13 protein-coding genes and 1 pseudogene are annotated in these 16567 nt (G+C 70.7%); 9 read left to right on the forward strand and 5 right to left on the reverse strand.

What is annotated here, in order from left to right; all coding sequences use genetic code 11:
- From AC1D1T_RS20595 to AC1D1T_RS20605, 3 genes are all read left to right on the forward strand, one after another.
- Positions 1 to 513, forward strand: a 513-nt coding sequence (locus AC1D1T_RS20595; protein ID WP_477992398.1) for an anti-sigma factor family protein, incomplete at its 5' end; no start/stop codon positions are given.
- A 30-nt stretch (positions 514 to 543) separates the two neighbouring features.
- Positions 544 to 2145, forward strand: coding sequence for an AmpG family muropeptide MFS transporter (locus AC1D1T_RS20600; protein ID WP_477824647.1), 1602 nt, complete (start codon positions 544 to 546; stop codon positions 2143 to 2145).
- Positions 2146 to 2185: 40 nt separating this feature from the next.
- Positions 2186 to 3079, forward strand: a complete 894-nt coding sequence (locus AC1D1T_RS20605) for a M48 family metallopeptidase (protein ID WP_477824648.1) — start codon at positions 2186 to 2188, stop codon at positions 3077 to 3079.
- A gap of 6 nt (positions 3080 to 3085) precedes the next feature.
- On the opposite strand, the gene AC1D1T_RS20610 is transcribed toward AC1D1T_RS20605, so the two are convergent.
- Together AC1D1T_RS20610 and hemE are read right to left on the reverse strand one after the other, a co-directional pair.
- On the reverse strand, positions 3086 to 5152 hold the full coding sequence (locus AC1D1T_RS20610; protein ID WP_477824653.1) for a primosomal protein N': 2067 nt from the start codon (positions 5150 to 5152) through the stop codon (positions 3086 to 3088).
- A 370-nt stretch (positions 5153 to 5522) separates the two neighbouring features.
- Positions 5523 to 6581 carry a uroporphyrinogen decarboxylase gene (hemE, locus tag AC1D1T_RS20615; protein WP_477824649.1) on the reverse strand — a complete coding sequence of 353 codons (1059 nt, stop codon included), beginning with the start codon at positions 6579 to 6581 and terminating at the stop codon, positions 5523 to 5525.
- Between the two features lie 48 nt (positions 6582 to 6629).
- Between hemE and cysK the strand changes: the two genes are divergently transcribed.
- Genes cysK through creC form a run of 3 tightly spaced genes read left to right on the forward strand, consistent with a single transcriptional unit; the run spans position 6630 to position 9695 of the window.
- Complete coding sequence (gene cysK / locus AC1D1T_RS20620) at positions 6630 to 7550, forward strand: cysteine synthase A (protein WP_047501615.1); 921 nt, start codon at positions 6630 to 6632, stop codon at positions 7548 to 7550.
- A complete protein-coding gene (gene creB, locus AC1D1T_RS20625; RefSeq protein WP_477992399.1) occupies positions 7547 to 8263 on the forward strand; it encodes a two-component system response regulator CreB in 717 nt (238 codons plus the stop codon). Before cysK ends, creB begins: the two co-directional genes overlap by 4 nt.
- Before the next feature lies 1 nt (position 8264).
- Positions 8265 to 9695, forward strand: coding sequence for a two-component system sensor histidine kinase CreC (creC, locus tag AC1D1T_RS20630; protein WP_477824654.1), 1431 nt, complete (start codon positions 8265 to 8267; stop codon positions 9693 to 9695).
- A 10-nt stretch (positions 9696 to 9705) separates the two neighbouring features.
- Here creC and AC1D1T_RS20635 read toward each other — a convergent pair whose 3' ends face one another.
- The 3 genes from AC1D1T_RS20635 to AC1D1T_RS20645 all read right to left on the reverse strand — a co-directional run bounded on the left by AC1D1T_RS20635 (position 9706) and on the right by AC1D1T_RS20645 (position 12644).
- Positions 9706 to 10182, reverse strand: coding sequence for an SgcJ/EcaC family oxidoreductase (locus tag AC1D1T_RS20635; RefSeq protein ID WP_477824651.1), 477 nt, complete (start codon positions 10180 to 10182; stop codon positions 9706 to 9708).
- Between the two features lie 159 nt (positions 10183 to 10341).
- Positions 10342 to 11025, reverse strand: coding sequence for a response regulator transcription factor (locus AC1D1T_RS20640; RefSeq protein WP_465111457.1), 684 nt, complete (start codon positions 11023 to 11025; stop codon positions 10342 to 10344).
- Positions 11025 to 12644 (reverse strand): sensor histidine kinase, encoded by a 1620-nt coding sequence (locus AC1D1T_RS20645; protein WP_477838507.1) that lies wholly within the window; start codon positions 12642 to 12644, stop codon positions 11025 to 11027. Before AC1D1T_RS20645 ends, AC1D1T_RS20640 begins: the two co-directional genes overlap by 1 nt.
- Before the next feature lie 193 nt (positions 12645 to 12837).
- On the opposite strand from AC1D1T_RS20645, the gene AC1D1T_RS20650 reads away from it, so the two are divergent.
- From AC1D1T_RS20650 to AC1D1T_RS20660, 3 genes and pseudogenes are all read left to right on the forward strand, one after another.
- Positions 12838 to 14130 (forward strand): RICIN domain-containing protein, encoded by a 1293-nt coding sequence (locus tag AC1D1T_RS20650; protein ID WP_465111455.1) that lies wholly within the window; start codon positions 12838 to 12840, stop codon positions 14128 to 14130.
- A 141-nt stretch (positions 14131 to 14271) separates the two neighbouring features.
- A complete protein-coding gene (locus AC1D1T_RS20655; protein ID WP_477827306.1) occupies positions 14272 to 16347 on the forward strand; it encodes a VIT and vWA domain-containing protein in 2076 nt (691 codons plus the stop codon).
- Between the two features lie 9 nt (positions 16348 to 16356).
- Positions 16357 to 16567: pseudogene (locus tag AC1D1T_RS20660) on the forward strand (hypothetical protein); the annotation flags it as partial.

Genomic DNA, 16567 nt, shown 5'->3' on the forward strand with positions numbered 1-16567 from the left:
CAGCCGGCGCGCACGCTCGTCGCCCAGGCGCCGGCCGGTGGCTGGGTGCAGCGCGCAGCACTTGCGCACAGCGTCTACGTGCCCGAGCAGCGCCACCCGGTCGAGGTCGCGGTGGCCGGCAAGACCGCCGAGGAAAGCCGCGCCCAGGAAGAACACCTGTCGCGCTGGCTGACGCGGCGCCTGAACGTGCCGGTCAAGCTGTTCGACCTGCGCGAGCAGGGCTACGAGCTGGTCGGCGGGCGGCTGCTGCCCGACGGGGCCGGCGCCGGGCCCGGTGCGCAGCTGATGTACCAGGCCAGCGGCGGCACGGCCCGCGTCACCGTCTACCTGCGCAAACCCGACGAGGCCGCGCCGGCCGCGTTCCGCTTCGAGCGCGACGGCGACGTGAACCTCTTCTACTGGGTCGAGGCCGGCACCGGCTACGCGCTGGCCGGCAGCCTGCCGCGCGAGCAGCTGCTGGCGCTGGCCGAGGCCATCTACCGGCAGCAGCCCGCCGCCAACGCGCCAAAGTAACGGCCGTCACTCACTCTCTAGAATCGGGCGATGTCCGATTCCGTCCCCGTGCAGCCTGCGCCCGCGCTGCCGTCCTCCCGGGCGACCGTCGCCTTCCGGCTGCTGGTCGTCAGCGTGCTCGGCTTCGCGTCCGGCCTGCCGCTCGCGCTGACCGGCCAGGCGATGCAGGCCTGGCTCAGCGTCGAGGGCATCGACATGGCGACCATCGGCTTCCTCAGCCTGGTCGGCCTGCCCTACACCTTCAAGTTCCTGTGGGCGCCGCTGATGGACCGCTTCGAGCTGCCCTGGCTCGGCCGGCGCCGCGGCTGGCTGGTGCTGACGCAGCTGGCGCTCGCCGGTGCCTTGCTGCTGATGGCCGCCACCTCGCCCGGCAGCGCGACGCGCAGCTTCGCGCTGCTGGCGGTGCTGGTCGCCTTCGTCTCGGCCTCGCAGGACGTGGTCGTCGACGCCTACCGCACCGACCTGCTGCCGGCCCGCGAACGCGGCCTGGGCTCGTCGCTCTACGTGCTCGGCTACCGGCTCGCGATGATCCTGTCGGGCGGCGTCGCGCTGATCTGGGTCGATCCGACGCAGGGCGGCGGCTGGTCGTGGCCCGACGTCTACCGCGTGATGGCCGGGCTGATGGTCGGCGCCGCGGTGCTGTCGGCGGTCGCGCTGCCCCGCTTGCCGCTGGCGCTGCGGCCGTCGTCGGTCGCGCGGCAGGACGTGATCGGCTTCGGCGCAGTGCTGTGCGCGGTCGCGCTCGGCTTCGTGCTGAGCGAACGCTTCGGGCCGCCGATCGCCGCGGCGCTGCTGTCGCCGTGGTGGGCCGGCAGCAGCCTGCCGGCCGCGCTGCAACAGCGCTGGACCGAGCTGCTCGCGCTGCTGCTGGGCATCGCGTTCACGCTGCCGCTGGCCGCCTGGGCGGCGCGCGCGGCCCGCTTCGAGACGCTGCTCGGGGGCTTGCGCAGCTACTTCGCGCAGCCGGGCGCCGGCGCCTTCCTCGCGTTCATCGTGCTCTACAAGCTGGGCGATGCGTTCGCCGGCTCGCTGATGACGCCGTTCCTGCTGAAGGCGATGCAGTTCGGCCCGGCCGAGGTCGGCGTCGCGAACAAGCTGATCGGCCTGTGGCTGACGATCGGCGGTGCGCTGCTCGGCGGCGCGCTGATGCTCAAGCTCGGGCTGTGGCGCGCGCTGCTGCTGTTCGGGGTGCTGCAGATGCTCAGCAACCTCGGCTTCTGGTGGCTCGCCGGCCACGGCCACGGGCTGCTGCCGGGGGTCACGATCCCGGCCTTCGACTGGACCATCGTCTGGCTGAAGCAGGTGACGCCGGTCGACGGCGGGCTGCTGATGGTGATCGCGCTCGAGAACATCACCGGCGGCATGGGCACGACCGCGTTCGTCGCGTTCCTGATGAGCTTGTGCAACCAGCGCTTCACCGCGACGCAGTACGCGCTGCTGAGCGCGTTCGCGTCGGTCGGGCGCGTCTGGGTCGGGCCGGTGGCCGGCGTCACCGCCGAGACGATCGGCTGGCCGACCTTCTTCCTGCTGTCCACCGTGCTCGCGCTGCCGGCGTTGCTGATGCTCGTGTGGCTGCGCGCGCCGGTGCAGGCGCTCGAGGTCGATCCGACACAGCTTCCGGCCGATGATTGAGTCCGGGAACCGCAACCCCATCTGCCAGTCTGAACCTGCCATGAACCACGACGCCGACCTGCCCTCGATCACCTGCGGCTGCGCCTTCCACGCCCGCCGCCGCTTCGCCGCGACGCTGGCCGCCGCCGGCGCGACGCTGGCCGTGCCGGCCTGGGCCCGCGACGGCGTCGACGTGGGCAGCGAATCGCGCTTCACGAAGCTGGTGTCGGCCGACCAGATCGAGCAGGCCGCCGCACAGCAGTACGCGCAGTTGAAGCAGCAGGCCGCGGCGCAGCGCGCGCTCGGCCCCGACAGCCACCCGCAGGTGGTGCGGCTGCGCGCGATCTCGCAGCGCATCATCCCGTTCAGTTCCGAGTGGAACGAGCGGGCGAGCCGCTGGAAGTGGGAGGTCATCCTGATCGGCTCGAAGCAGGTCAACGCGTTCTGCATGCCCGGCGGCAAGATCGCGTTCTACACCGGCATCCTCGAGCAGCTGCAGCTGACCGACGACGAGGTCGCGATGGTGATGGGCCACGAGGTCGCGCATGCGCTGCGCGAGCACGCCCGCGAGCGCATGGGCAAGAACATGGCGACGCAGGGGGCGATCGGGCTCGGCGCCGCGATCCTCGGGCTCGGCAGCCTCGGCCGCTCGGTGGCCGACATGGGCGGCCAGCTGCTGACGCTGAAGTTCGGCCGCGAGGATGAGTCCGAGGCCGACCTCGTCGGCATGGAGCTGGCCGCGCGCGCCGGCTACGACCCGCGGGCCGGCGTCAGCCTGTGGAACAAGATGGCGCAGGCCAGCAAGGGCGCGCCGCCGCAGTTCCTGTCGACCCACCCGTCGGGCCCGACCCGCATCCGCGACATCGAGGCCAACCTGCCGCGCGTCGAGGGGCTGTATGCGAAGGCCGCGAAGCCCTCGCAGCGCTTCGAGCCGCCCGCGAAGAAGTCGCCCTAGATCGCCTCAGATCGCCAGCGGGTCCACGTCCAGCGCCCAGCGCAGCACGCCCTTGTGCTCGCCGCGCAGTGACGGCAGGCTCGCGACCCACGCGCTCAGCACCCGCTGCAGCACGCCGCGCGACGGCCCCTCCATCAGCATCTGCATGCGCTCGACGTTCGCGACGCGCGCGATGCTGGTCGGCACCGGCGGGTAGATCAGCAGCTGGTCGGCGCCTTCGAACTGGTTCGCCAAGTCCGCCGCCGCCTGCAGGAAATCGCGCGCCGCCTGCGGCGTGCGCGCCTCGGCCCGCAGCAGCGCCAGGTGCGTGAACGGCGGCAGCCCCGCCATCTCGCGCTCCTTCAGCTGCTGCGCCGCGAAGGCCGCGTAGTCGTGCGTGCGCAGCGCCTGGTACAGCGCATGCTGCGGGTGCCAGGTCTGCACCCACATCTCGCTCGCGCCCGATTGCGCCGCATCGCGCCCGGCCCGCCCCGCGGCCTGCATCAGCAGCGAGAACACCCGCTCCGGCGCCCGGAAATCGCTGCTGAACAGCGCGCTGTCGGGGTCGACCGCCGCCACCAGCGTGATGCGCCGGAAGTCGTGCCCCTTGGCCACCATCTGCGTGCCGACCAGCACGTCGACGTTGCCGTCGTGCACCGCCGACAGCTGCGCCTCGAGCGAACCCTTCAGCTTCGTCGAGTCGGCATCGATGCGCGCGATGCGCGCGCCGGGCAAGGCCTGCGCGAGCTGCTCCTCCAGCCGCTCGGTGCCGCGGCCCATCGGCGCGATGTCGAGGTTGCCGCAATCGGGGCAGGCGCGCGGCACCGGCTGCGTCAGGCTGCAGTGGTGGCAGCGCAGCGTGCGGTCGACGCGGTGGAACACGCGGAAGGCGCTGCAGTTCGGGCAGCCGCTCTTCCAGCCGCATTCGCCGCAGTGCAGCACCGGCGCATAGCCGCGCCGGTTCAGGAACAGCATGCTCTGCTCGCCGCGCTCGAGCCGCTTGCCGAGCGCCGCCACCAGCTGCGGCGACAGCGCGGTGCTGATGCCCTTGATCTTGGGCAGCAGGTTCATGTCGACCAGCCGCACCGCCGGCAGCGCGCCGCCGCCGATGCGCTGCCCCATCGTCAGCCGCACGTAGCGGCCCTGGTCGGCGCGCTGCCAGCTCTCGATCGACGGCGTGGCCGAGCCGAGCACCACGCAGGCGCCTTCGAGCTTGCCGCGGTACACCGCGAGGTCGCGCGCCGAGTAGCGCGCGCCTTCCTGCTGCTTGTAGGACGGGTCGTGCTCCTCGTCGACGACGATCAGGCCGAGGCGCGGCAGCGGCGCGAACACCGCGAGCCGCGTGCCCAGCACCAGGTCGGCCAGCCCGAGGTGCGCCGCGAGCCAGTGCTTGAGCCGTTGCGCCGGCGTCAGGCCGCTGTGCAGCGAGACGATGCGCCGCGGCGCCGGCCCGCTGCCGAAGCGCTCGGCGAAGCGGGCCTCCAGCTGCGGCGTCAGGTTGATCTCGGGCACCAGCACCAGCACCTGCTGGCCGGCGGCGAGCGCCCGCTCCGCGGCGCGCAGGTAGACCTCGGTCTTGCCGCTGCCGGTCAGGCCGTGCAGCAGCACGACCGGCGCCGCGCCCGGCATGTGCAGCGCCTGCAGTTGCTCCAGCACCGCGGCCTGATCGGCGCTCAGCTCGGGCGCGGCCGGCGCAGCGGCCGCCGGCACGGGTTCCGCGGCAAGCGCCTTGCGCAGGCGCGCGACGCGGTTCGCGAGCTGGTCGTTGTCGAGCTTGCGCAACTCGGGCGGCAGCACCGCCAGCGCCATCTCGCCGACGCTGCGCTGGTAGTACGCCGCCGCGAAGCCGACCAGCTCGCACCAGCGGGTGCTCAGCGGCGGCAACGCGTCCAGCACCTGCGCGATCGGCTTCAGCGCCAGCGTCGGCTCGCTGCTGGCCTCGCCCGGCCAGACGATGCCGGGCACCTCGCGCCGCCCCAAGGGCACGCGCACCAACGTTCCTGGTGAGAGCAGGCGCTCGCTTGTGTAGTCGAGCGTGCCCTGCAGCCCGCTGTGTTGCGGGGTTTCGACCGCCACCGGCAAGGCGGTGGCCAGGTTGGTGGCCGGCGGGGGCGAGTTATCGGTCAAAGCTAGAGGGCCCCACAGGAATTCCATCTAAGTCGCTGATACACAAAGCGTTTTGGAGCTTTCCCCGCGTTCTGTGGATAACTTTGTGGGAAACCTGCAGAGAGCTGCGCTAAGTTCTTGATCTGCTTGGCCTCGGCTTGCGTTGCTCACTTTCGCGGCAGTTTTCACTGCCAATGAAATCAACAACTTAGCGCGTGCACCCCGATCCGGCAGTGACCTTCGTTGATGCAAGAGCGGCCATTCGTCACATTCAGCGTTTTGGGGATAAGTCAAGCACTGTGCAAACGTACCTGGGGAAATCACTCCCCCCAGAAGACCCTGGCTTTGTAACCGCAATTCAGCGCCTGGAGGCCTCGTGCACCGCATCGACCAGCACCGACACATGCTCCGGCGGCGTGTACTGGCTGATGCCGTGGCCCAGGTTGAAGATGTGGCCGGTGCGGTCGCTGCCATAGCTTTGCAGCGTGCGCTCGACCTCGGCGCGGATCTGCGCCGGCGGCGCGAACAGCACGTTCGGGTCGAGGTTGCCCTGCAGCGCGACGCGGCCGCCGATGCGCTGGCGCGCCTGGCCGAGGTTGACGGTCCAGTCGAGGCCGACCACGTCGGCGCCGCTGCCGGCGATCTCCTCGAGCCACAGGCCGCCGCCCTTCGTGAACACGATGTGCGGGATGCGCTGGCCGTCGTGCTCCTTCTTCAGCTGGCTCAGCACGCGCTGCGTGTAGGCGAGGCTGAAGGCCTGGAACGCGCCGTCGGCCAGCACGCCGCCCCAGCTGTCGAAGATCATCACCGCCTGCGCGCCGGCCTCGATCTGCGTGTTCAGGTACAGCGCGACCGCATCGGCATTGATCGAGAGCATGCGGTGCATCAGGTCGGGGCGGCCGTACAGCATCGTCTTCACGAGGCGGTAGTCGTCGGAGCCGGCGCCCTCGACCATGTAGCAGGCGAGCGTCCACGGGCTGCCCGAGAAGCCGATCAGCGGCACCCGGCCGTTCAGTGCGCGGCGGATCGAGGTGACCGCGTCGAACACGTAGCGCAGCTTGTCCATGTCGGGCACGGCCAGCCGGTCGACGGCGGCCTCGTCGCGCACCGGCGACGCGAACTTCGGCCCCTCGCCGAGCGCGAAGCTCAGGCCCAGACCCATCGCGTCCGGCACGGTCAGGATATCGCTGAACAGGATGGCTGCATCCAGCGCATAGCGTTCGAGCGGCTGCAGCGTGACCTCGGTGGCGTAGCCGGTGTTGGTGGCAAGGCCCATGAAGCTGCCGGCCCTGGCGCGCGTGGCGCGGTACTCCGGCAGGTAGCGGCCGGCCTGGCGCATCAGCCAGACGGGCGTGTGGTCGGTGGGCTGGCGCAGGCACGCGCGCAGGAAGGTGTCGTTCTGGAGGGCGGCGTACATCGGCGAATTATCGCGCCCATAATTTGCGGTCCAACGACGGAGGTATCCATGCTCGCATCGAATGTCCTGCAGACGGTCGGCAACACGCCGCACATCCGCATCAACCGCCTGTTCGGCGGCACGCACCAGGTCTATGTGAAGAGCGAGCGCTCCAACCCGGGCGGCTCCATCAAGGACCGCATCGCGCTCGCGATGGTCGAGGCGGCCGAGGCGAGCGGCGCGCTGAAGCCGGGCAGCACGATCATCGAGCCGACCTCGGGCAACACCGGCGTGGGCCTCGCGATGGTCGCCGCGGTGAAGGGCTACAAGCTGGTGCTGGTGATGCCCGAGAGCATGAGCGTCGAGCGCCGCCGCCTGATCCTGGCCTACGGCGCGACCTTCGTGCTGACGCCGCGCGAGAAGGGCATGAACGGCTCGATCGCGCGCGCCAACGAGCTGGTGGCCGAGACGCCCGGCGCCTGGATGCCGCAGCAGTTCGACAACCCGGCCAACATCGACATCCACGTGCGCACCACCGCCGAGGAGATCGCCGCCGATTTCCCGAGCGGCATCGATGCGCTGATCACCGGCGTGGGCACCGGCGGCCACATCACCGGCTGCGCGAAGGTGCTGAAGGCGCGCTGGCCGAAGCTGAAGGTGTTCGCGGTCGAGCCGACACTGTCGCCGGTGATCAGCGGCGGCAAGCCGGGCCCGCACCCGATCCAGGGCATCGGCGCCGGCTTCATCCCGAAGAACCTGCACGTCGACCTGCTGGACGGCGTGATCCAGGTCGACCCCGAGGCCGCGAAGGAGATGGCCCGCCGCGCCGCGCGCGAGGAAGGCCTGCTGGTGGGCATCTCGTCGGGTGCGACGCTGGCCGCGATCGCGCAGAAGCTGCCCGAGCTGGCGGCCGGCGCGACGGTGCTCGGCTTCAACTACGACACCGGCGAGCGCTACCTGTCGATCGAAGGCTTCCTGCCGACCGAATGAAGCCGCGCATCCTGATCGTCGAGGACGAACCCGGCATCGCCGACACGCTGCAGTACGCGCTGCGCACCGACGGCTTCGAGCCGGCCTGGGTGGCGACCGGCGAGGAGGCCGTTGCGCAGGTGCAGGCCCAGCCGCCCGCATTGGTGATCCTCGACGTCGGCCTGCCCGACGCGAGCGGCTTCGAGGTGTTCAAGCGCATCCGCGCGCTGGCCGACGTGCCGGTGGTGTTCCTGACCGCGCGCAGCGACGAGATCGACCGCGTGGTCGGGCTCGAGCTGGGCGCGGACGACTATGTCGCCAAGCCGTTCTCGCCGCGCGAGCTGGTGGCGCGCATTCGCACGGTGCTGCGCCGCGCGGCGAAGCCGGCAGCCGCGCCGCCGGCCGCTGCAGCCGCACCGGTGCTGCCGATCGCGGTCGACGACGGGCGGCGGCAGATCCGCTTCTACGGCCAGCTGCTCGAGCTGTCGCGCTACGAGTACGGCCTGCTGAAGACGCTGGTCTCGCGCCCGGGCCATGTGTTCTCGCGCGACACGCTGCTCGAGCGCGTGTGGGACGACGCCACCGAGAGCCTCGACCGCACGGTCGACGCGCACGTGAAGACGCTGCGCGCGAAGATGAAGCTCGTCGCGCCGGGGCTGGAGCCGATCAAGACGCACCGCGGCACCGGCTACGCCTTGGCGGAAGACCTGCCGGCCACCAAGCCGGAGAGCTGACATCTCGAAGCGGACGCGGATCTTCGTCGGCATCCTGCTCGCCTACGCGTTCGGCGTCGGCGTGCTGATGTACCGCCTGCTCGGCGACATCGACCCGCGCTACCGCGAGTCGGCCGAGGAGTCGCTGGTCGAGACGGCGCACCTGATCGCCGCGACGCTGGAAGCCTCGTCGGCCGACGGCACGCTGCGCGCCCAGACCCTCGCGCCGGTGTTCGAGTCGCTGTATGCGCGGCGCTTCAAGGCCGACATCTTCGGCTTCGAGAAGACGCGCGTGGAGCTGCGCCTGATCGTCACCGACCGCGCCGGCAAGGTGGTCTACGACTCGACGCAGCGCCACCTCGGCGAGGACTACGCGCAGTGGCACGACGTGTGGCGCGCGCTGCAGGGCGAGTACGGTGCGCGCACCACGCCCGACATCGACAACGACAACCGCACCGCGGTGATGTACGTCGCCGCCCCGGTGCGCGCGCGCAACGAGATCATCGGCGCGGTCAGTGTCGGCAAGCCGGTGCAGAGCTTCGGGCAGTTCGTCGATGCAGCGCGGCGCAAGACGCTGCTGGTCGGCGTGACCTCGGTGGTCGCGGTGCTGCTGCTGGTGGTGATCGTCTCGGTGTGGCTGGTGCGGCCGTTCGGGCTGATCGCCGACTATGTGCGCTATGTGCGCGCGCAGCGCAGCTTCAGCCTGCCGCGGCTCGGCCGGCGCGCACTCGGCGCGATCGGCGCCGCCTACGACGAGATGCGCGACGCGCTGGCCGGGCGCAACTACGTGGCCGACTACGTGCAGACGCTGACGCACGAGGTGAAGAGCCCGCTGTCGGCGATCCGCGGCGCGGCCGAGCTGCTGCAGGAGCCGATGCCCGATGCCGACCGCGCGCGCTTCATCGCCAACATCGCGCGCGAGACGCACCGCATCCAGGAGCTGGTCGACCGGATGATGGAGCTGACCGCGCTGGAGTCGCGGCGCAGCCTGGAGCAGCGCGCGCCGGTCGCGTTGCGCCCGCTGGTGAACGAGGCGGCCGCGAGCGCGCAGGCCGCGGCGGCCACGCGCAAGCTGAAGATCGTGGTCGAGGACGGATCCGACGCGAGCGTCGACGGCGATGCCTTCCTGCTGCAGCGCGCGCTGTCGAACCTGCTCGACAACGCGCTCGATTTCTCGCCCGAGGGCGGCACGGTGCGGCTGTCGCTGCAGATCAACCGCCGCAGCGTCGACCTGCGCGTGCAGGACAGCGGCCCCGGCATTCCCGACTACGCCGAATCGAAGGTGTTCGAGAAGTTCTATTCGCTCGCGCGGCCGCATTCGCGCAAGAAGAGCACCGGGCTCGGGCTGTCGTTCGTCAGCGAGATCGCCGAGCTGCACGAAGGGCGCATCACGCTGAAGAACGCCGCGGCCGGCGGCGCGATCGCGACGCTGTCGCTGCCGCTGGCCGCCTGACGGCCGGCCGTTACTTGCCCGCGCCCGCCTCCGGCATCGCCGACGAATGGTGGTGCGCGATCAGCCAGCTGCCGTTCTGCCACTCGTAGACGTAGGTGTAGCGGGCATGCACCTTCTTGCCGCCCTTCAGCGTGAAGGTGTAGGTGCCGACGTCCTGCGCGACGTTGCAGCCGATCTTGATGATGCGGCGATCGATCCTGCCCTGCGGCGTGCTCTTCAGGAACTTGACGAAGTAGTCGCGGATCTCGGCCGGGTTGGTGCGCGGCATGTCCGACACGGTGGGCAGCAGCACGCCGTCGCTCGCATAGTTCGCGACGACCTTGTCCGGATCGAGCGTGCGCAGCGAATCGTTCCAGCGGTCGAACAGGGCCGCGATCTGCTTGTCATCGGTGGGTTGGCAGGCCTGGGTGGACGGCGCCTGCGCCAGGGCAGCGGTCGACAGGCTGAATCCGATCGCGGGAAGGAGAGCTGCACGCAGCAGGTTCATGAAGGGTCCTCGTCTGGTTGGATGACACCGCCTCGGCGGCGCTGCACCGCGTCGCGATGCATGGCTGCCATTGTTCGAGCGCCACATGAACGGGACCCGTGCAGCGCGATGAACGGCTGCTGACGCCCACATGAACGCCGGATGAACGGCGGCGCGCCGTCAGCCGGGCTGCGCGTCGAGCCGGTAGCCGAGCCCGCGCACCGTCTTGATCAGTGCCAGCGCATGGCCTTCGTCCACCTTGGCGCGCAGGCGGCGCACGTAGACGTCGACCACGTTGGTCAGCGGATCCTCGTTCGTGCCCCAGACGTTGGAGAGGATGCGTTCGCGGCTGTACACGCGCCCCGGCGCGCTCATCAGCAGCTCGAGGAACGCGAGCTCGCGGGCCGTCAGCGCGATCGGCCTGCCGGCCCGGCTCGCCTGCATGCTTTCGCGGTCCAGCACCAGGTCGGCCACCTGCAGGCTGCCGGCGCGCGGGCGCTGCTCGCGGCCGCGCCGCAGCAGCGCCTCGATGCGCGCCAGCAGTTCCTCGAACGCGAAGGGCTTGGTGAGGTAGTCGTCTGCACCGAGGCGCAGGCCGTTCACCTTGTCCTCGAGGCTGCCCAGCGCGGTGAGCATCAGCATCGGCACGTGGCAGCCCTCGGCGCGCAGCGTCTGGCACAGCTCCAGCCCGCTCAGGCCGGGCAGCATCAGGTCCAGGACCAGCAGCGCGGGCGCGCTGCTGCGCGTCAGCGCCAGCCCCTGCGGCCCGGTGCGGGCGAGCTGCACGGCATAGCCTTCGGCCTGCAGGCCGCGCACCAGGAAATCGGCGACCCGCACGTCGTCCTCGACCACCAGCAGGTTCATCATGCCGCCTGCTCCCGCCGGCACGGCAGCTCGATGCGCACGGTGGTGCCTTCGTCGAGGCGGCTGTCGAGGCGGATCTCGCCGCGGTGCGCGCGCACGATGGCCTGCGCGATCGACAGCCCGATGCCGGTGCCGTCCGGCCGGTGGGCACGCGCCCGGCGGCCGCGCACGAAGCGCTCGAACACGAGCGGCAACTCCTCGGCCTCGATGCCGATGCCGTCGTCCTTCACGATGATCTCCATGCGGTCGCCGCGCACCTGCCAACCCAGGCGCACCGTGCCACCGCGCCGCGAGTAGCGGACCGCATTGTCGAGCGCGATCACCACGGCCTGGCGCAGGCGGTCGGCGTCGGCGTGCACGCTGGCGGGGCCGGACGCATCCTGCGGCGGCGCATCGAGCTGCACGCTCACCTCGTGCTGCGCGCCGAGCGCCTCGGCCTGCTCGGCCGCGTCGCCGAGCAGCGCCGGCACGTCGACCGCATCGAAGCGCATCGCCAGCTGGTCGGCCTCGGCGCGCGCGATCAGCAGCAGGTCGTCGATGACGCCGGCCAGCTGCTTCACGCCACCGACGATGCGCGACAGGCTCTGCTTGTACTCGGCCACCGGCTTGTCGGTGCCGCGCAGCGCGATCTCGGCCTCGCCGCGGATCGCGGTGGCCGGCGTGCGCAGCTCGTGGCCCAGGTCGGCGAACAGCTGGCGGCGGCGCGCATCGATGTGCTGCAAGGCCTCGTGCGCCGTGCTGAGTTCCAGGGTGCGCGCCTGCACCGCATCCTCCAGCCGGTGGCGCGCCGCATCGGCCTCGCTGCGGTGTTGCTGCAGCTCGGCCGCCATCGCGTTGAAGTGCCCGGCCAGGCGGTCGAACTCGTCGCCCGAGCCGATCGCGACGCGGTGCCCCAGGTCGCTGGCCTGCAGGGCCTGGATGCCGCCCAGCAGGCGGTCGAGCGGGCGCTGCAGCCGCCGGCCCAGGTGCAGCGCCAGCAGCACCGCCACGGCCAGCGTGACCAGCACCATCGCGCCACCTTGCAGCCGCAGCATGTCCAGCCCGTGCACGGTGGCCGCACGCGCGGCCGGCACCACGATGCGCTGGCGTTCGATCGCGCCGTTGACGAGCTCGCGCAGGTCGCGGCCGCGCGCCGTGTCGAACACCTGGTTGAGTTCACGCCAGACGGTGCTGAACTCGCTGCCGCGCTCGAGCGGCGCCAATTGCAGCAGGCGCGAGCGAACGGCCGCGATGTTGTCGTCGAGCAGCTCGGTGACGGCCACCAGCTGCGGCACCTCGGGCGGCACCGGCACGCCGTCGTCGGCGGCGAGTTCGCGCCTCGCGCCGAGGTCGCGTGCCGCCAGCTCCTTCAGGTTGGCGGCACGGGTCTGCATCCGCGCCAGCAGCCGGTCGCGCAGCTCGAGCGAGGCATCGGCCCCCATCAGCTGCTGCGAGGCCCACACGCGCAGGCGCTGCTTGTCGGCCGACAGCTCCAGCAACTCGGACAGGATGTCGCTCGCGAGCCGGCTGTGCTGCGCGTACGCATAGACACGGATCGCGCCCCAGCGCACGGCCACCGCCTGGATGCAGACCAGGGCGACCAGGGCGGCCAATGCGAGCGACAGGCGGAGTCGGAACATGCGCCACTGTATCGCCCGTGCCGCCATCATGATTCGGTCATGCGGCGGTCATCCATGACCCGGTACCGGGCGTGGCATTTCGTTCCTGGCATCGCACGCCGGCAAAACACGATTGGTTCGCATCGATCGCCATCGCTACGATGCGCCGGCGACAAAACAAGCGCGCACGCACGCGCACCACGGAGACAAACCGATGAGACTTCCATTTCGCAACGCGCTGCTGGCCGGCGCGACGGGCCTTCTCTTGTCCTCGTTCGCCGGCACCGCCGGCGCGGCGACGAGCTACGTGTTCGCCACCTTCAAGGGCGACGCCGCGGCGGACGAGAAACTGTGGATCTACCTGTCCGACAACGCGACCAGCTTCAAGCTGCTGTCGAACACGAACTTCGGCGGGTCCACCGGCGTGCTGCGCGACCCGAGCATCATGAAGCACAGCGACGGCAAGTACTACATCGCGTACACCGTGCAGTCCTGGACCACCGCGTCGACCTACTTCGCGATCGCGTCGAGCACCAACCTGATCAACTGGACGCAGGTCGCCACCGTCGACGCCGGCGTGTCCGGCACGTACTACACCTGGGCGCCCGAGTGGTTCGTCGAAGGCAGCACGGTGAAGCTGATCGTGAGCCTCGGGCCGCAGGGGTCGGACTTCAAGCCCTACGTCTACACCGCGACCAACAGCAGCCTGACGAGCTGGAGCGGCCCGGTCGACATGGGCATCGGCACCAACAAGATCGACACCTTCGTCGTCAAGTCGGCCGGCATCTACCACGCCTTCGCGAAGAACGAGTCGACGAAGTACATCGAGCACGCGATCGCCAGCAACCTGCTCGGTCCGTGGAGCTGGGTCGGCACCGGCAACTGGGCCGGCTGGGGTTCGGGCTACGAAGCGCCGGCGCTGGTGCAGACCACGGACGGCAACTGGCGCATCTACATCGACAAGTACACCAACGGCGGCATCTGGAGCGCCACCAGCGCGGACCTCACCACTTGGACCGGCCTCTCGTCGGTCGGGCCGTACCGGCACGGCACGGTGCTGAAGGACACGAACTACACCGCCGGGCAGCCGCCGGCGATCGAGTACGTGAAGAACCGCAACAGCGGCAAGGTGCTGGACGTGCAGAACCCGAACCAGTCCGACGGTGCCAACGTCGGCCAGTACACGCTCAATTCGGGCGCGTGGCAGCAGTGGCAGTTCTTCGACGCGGGCAACGGCTGGTTCAACGTCGTCAACGTCCACAGCGGCAAGTGCCTGGACGTGAGCGGCGCCTCGACGGCCGACAACGCCGACATCATCCAGTGGGCCTGCAACGGCGGCACGAACCAGCAGTGGCAGTGGGTCGCGAACAACGGCTACTTCCTGCTGAAGGCGCGCCACAGCGGCAAGTGCGCCGACGTGAGCGGCAGTGCCACCACCGACGGCGCCGACGTGCGCCAGCAGGCCTGCAGCGGCGGGCTCAACCAGGACTGGTCGCGCCAGCCCTGAGGCCCTGAGGCCCCGAAGCCGGTCGCGGGCCGGCTTCACACACCCTTCACACGACGCTGCGGCGGCTTCGAAACCACTTCGCACGTTCCGTCGATTCTTGCGGCCACGCGCCCTCCCTGCGGCGCGCCCAGGAGAATCGACATGCCCCCGCTGCGCCGCGTCCCGTTCCACCCGATCCGCCCCCTCACCCACGTCGGCCGCGTGCTGCTGTGCATCGCGCTGTCGCTGTTCGCCGCGATCCTGACGCTCGCCTGGTCGCCGGCGCGCGCCGACGACTCCGAGGCCCGCAAGGGCGAGAGCCCGTACTTCTTCGTCGACAACGGCGACCCCGGCACCGACCGCCTGCCGCTGAAGTCGACCGCGGTCGACGTGCGCATCAGCGGCGTGATCGCCGACGTGACCGTCACGCAGCACTACCGCAACGAAGGCCAGCGCCCGATCGAGGCGCGCTACGTGTTCCCCGGCTCGACGCAGGCTGCCATCTACGCGATGAACGTGCGTCTGGGCAACCGGCTGCTGACGGCGCGCATCCGCGAGAAGCAGCAGGCGCGCATCGAGTACGACAACGCCAAGCGCGAGGGCAAGACCAGCGCGCTGCTGGAACAGCACCGGCCGAACGTGTTCGAGATGAACGTCGCCAACATCCTGCCGGGCGACGACGTGGCGGTGGAGCTGCGCTACACCGAGCTGCTGGTGCCGACCGACGCGCAGTACGGCTTCGTGTTCCCGACCGTCGTCGGCCCGCGCTACAGCAACCCAGCCGGTGCGGCGGACCGGCAGGCCTGGGCCGCGACGCCCTACCTGCGCGCCGGTGTCGAATCGAACACCGCGTTCGACCTGAAGCTGCGGGTCGATGCACCGATCGCGGTGAAGGACGTGAGCTCGCCGTCGCACGAGATCCGTGTGCAGGGCGGCGATACGGCGCATGCGAGCGTGAGCCTCGCCGACCCGGCGAAGAGTTCCAACAACCGCGACTTCATCCTGAACTACCGCTTGGCCGGCGACCGCATCGCCTCCGGCCTGATGCTGTACCGCGGCGACGAGCAGACCGGCGGCGAGAACTTCTTCCTCGCGATGGTCGAGCCGCCGAAGGCCGTGCCGCTGCAGCAGGTCAACCCGCGCGACTACATCTTCGTGGTCGACATCTCGGGCTCGATGCACGGCTACCCGCTGGACACCGCCAAGGTGCTGCTGCAGAACCTGATCGGCGGCCTGCGCCCGAGCGACACCTTCAACGTGATGCTGTTCTCCGGCAGCAGCCGCATGCTGTCGCCGGCGTCGGTGCCGGCCACGCGCGCCAACATCGAGCGTGCGCTGCAGGCACTCGCGAACACCGGCGGCGGCGGCAGCACCGAGATCGTGCCGGCGCTGCGCCGCATCGCCCAACTGCCGAAGCCTGCCGACCTGTCGCGCAGCGTGATCGTCGTGACCGACGGCTACGTGACGGTCGAGTCCGAGGTGTTCCAGCTGGTGCGCCGCCACCTGAACGACTTCAACGTGTTCGCGTTCGGCATCGGCAGCAGCGTCAACCGCAACCTGATCGAAGGCCTGGCGCGTGCCGGCCAGGGCGAGGCCTTCGTCGTCACGAAGCCGTCGCAGGCGGCAGCACAGGCCGAGCGGCTGCGCCGCATCATCGACTCGCCGGTGCTGACGCAGCTGAAGGCGCGCTTCGACGGGCTGGACGTCTACGACGTGGAGCCGCCCGCGCTGCCCGACGTGCTGGGCGGCCGCCCGGTGCTGATCCAGGGCAAGTGGCGCTCGCACCCGGGCGTGCCGGCCGCCGGCCGGCTGGTGCTGGACGGTCGTGCGGCCGACGGGCCGTGGCACGAGGAGTTGATCGTGGCCGGCCACGAGGACCAGACCTCGTCCGCACTGCGCCACCTGTGGGCCCGCGGTCGCATCGCGGCGCTCAGCGACCAGGAATCGCTGGTGGGCGGCAATGCCGAGAAGGAAGCCATCACCGCGCTCGGCCTGAAGTACAGCCTGCTGACGCAGTACACCAGCTTCATCGCGATCGACCAGGTGGTGCGCAACCCGAACCCGGCCCTCGCGCCCACCGTCGACCAGCCGCTGCCGTTGCCGCAGGGCGTGCCCGAGACCGCACTGGGCGCCGAGGTGCCGAGCACGCCCGAGCCTGCTGCCTGGGCCGCGCTGCTGGTGGTGTTCGGCGTGGCCGGTGTCGCGCTGCAGCGCCGTCGCGTGGCAGCGCGCGCATGAGGCCGGGCCATGGGAACCGTGTTGTCCACTTCCGCCACCGGCCGCTGGCTGGGGCGCTTCGAAGCGATGCCGCCGCTCGCCTGGCTAGTGCTGCAGGCGGTCGCGCTGTGGCCGCACTGGCGCTGGGCCGCGGCGCGGCTGGCCGATGGCTCGGACGATCCGCTCGGGCTGGTCGCGGCCGCCGTGCTGGTCGGTTGGGTGGTGTGGCAGGCGCAGGGCC

The organism is Rhizobacter sp. P2_H3, assembly GCF_056403355.1.

What these genes read in the sequence shown, in the direction of transcription:
- cysK (WP_047501615.1), top strand. Translation starts at nt 6,630, where the DNA reads ATGCTCGCATCGAATGTCCTGCAGACGGTCGGCAACACGCCGCACATC.
- AC1D1T_RS20645 (WP_477838507.1), bottom strand. Translation starts at nt 12,644, where the DNA reads ATGTTCCGACTCCGCCTGTCGCTCGCATTGGCCGCCCTGGTCGCCCTG.
- AC1D1T_RS20640 (WP_465111457.1), bottom strand. Translation starts at nt 11,025, where the DNA reads ATGAACCTGCTGGTGGTCGAGGACGACGTGCGGGTCGCCGATTTCCTG.
- hemE (WP_477824649.1), bottom strand. Translation starts at nt 6,581, where the DNA reads ATGTACGCCGCCCTCCAGAACGACACCTTCCTGCGCGCGTGCCTGCGC.
- AC1D1T_RS20605 (WP_477824648.1), top strand. Translation starts at nt 2,186, where the DNA reads ATGAACCACGACGCCGACCTGCCCTCGATCACCTGCGGCTGCGCCTTC.
- AC1D1T_RS20650 (WP_465111455.1), top strand. Translation starts at nt 12,838, where the DNA reads ATGAGACTTCCATTTCGCAACGCGCTGCTGGCCGGCGCGACGGGCCTT.
- AC1D1T_RS20655 (WP_477827306.1), top strand. Translation starts at nt 14,272, where the DNA reads ATGCCCCCGCTGCGCCGCGTCCCGTTCCACCCGATCCGCCCCCTCACC.
- AC1D1T_RS20600 (WP_477824647.1), top strand. Translation starts at nt 544, where the DNA reads ATGTCCGATTCCGTCCCCGTGCAGCCTGCGCCCGCGCTGCCGTCCTCC.
- AC1D1T_RS20635 (WP_477824651.1), bottom strand. Translation starts at nt 10,182, where the DNA reads ATGAACCTGCTGCGTGCAGCTCTCCTTCCCGCGATCGGATTCAGCCTG.
- creB (WP_477992399.1), top strand. Translation starts at nt 7,547, where the DNA reads ATGAAGCCGCGCATCCTGATCGTCGAGGACGAACCCGGCATCGCCGAC.